The organism is Klebsiella sp. HMSC16A12, from assembly GCF_001808265.1.
Lineage (GTDB): Bacteria > Pseudomonadota > Gammaproteobacteria > Enterobacterales > Enterobacteriaceae > Klebsiella > Klebsiella pneumoniae.
The window spans coordinates 1-820 of sequence record NZ_KV792599.1 but is presented as its reverse complement, the minus strand read 5'-3'; the positions used below and the strand labels follow the sequence as shown (position 1 = coordinate 820).

At 52.3% G+C, this 820-nt stretch carries 1 protein-coding gene; it reads left to right on the top strand.

Translation table 11 applies throughout. The annotated features are described in order from the left end of the window. The first annotated feature begins 63 nt into the window (after positions 1-63). Positions 64-768 (top strand): IS6-like element IS26 family transposase, encoded by a 705-nt coding sequence (locus HMPREF3140_RS10815; protein ID WP_023280904.1) that lies wholly within the window; start codon positions 64-66, stop codon positions 766-768. The last annotated feature ends 52 nt before the right edge of the window (positions 769-820 follow it).

Genomic DNA, 820 nt, shown 5'->3' with positions numbered 1-820 from the left:
GGCACTGTTGCAAATAGTCGGTGGTGATAAACTTATCATCCCCTTTTGCTGATGGAGCTGCACATGAACCCATTCAAAGGCCGGCATTTTCAGCGTGACATCATTCTGTGGGCCGTACGCTGGTACTGCAAATACGGCATCAGTTACCGTGAGCTGCAGGAGATGCTGGCTGAACGCGGAGTGAATGTCGATCACTCCACGATTTACCGCTGGGTTCAGCGTTATGCGCCTGAAATGGAAAAACGGCTGCGCTGGTACTGGCGTAACCCTTCCGATCTTTGCCCGTGGCACATGGATGAAACCTACGTGAAGGTCAATGGCCGCTGGGCGTATCTGTACCGGGCCGTCGACAGCTGGGGCCGCACTGTCGATTTTTATCTCTCCTCCCGTCGTAACAGCAAAGCTGCATACCGGTTTCTGGGTAAAATCCTCAACAACGTGAAGAAGTGGCAGATCCCGCGATTCATCAACACGGATAAAGCGCCCGCCTATGGTCGCGCGCTTGCTCTGCTCAAACGCGAAGGCCGGTGCCCGTCTGACGTTGAACACCGACAGATTAAGTACCGGAACAACGTGATTGAATGCGATCATGGCAAACTGAAACGGATAATCGGCGCCACGCTGGGATTTAAATCCATGAAGACGGCTTACGCCACCATCAAAGGTATTGAGGTGATGCGTGCACTACGCAAAGGCCAGGCCTCAGCATTTTATTATGGTGATCCCCTGGGCGAAATGCGCCTGGTAAGCAGAGTTTTTGAAATGTAAGGCCTTTGAATAAGACAAAAGGCTGCCTCATCGCTAACTTTGCAACAGTGCC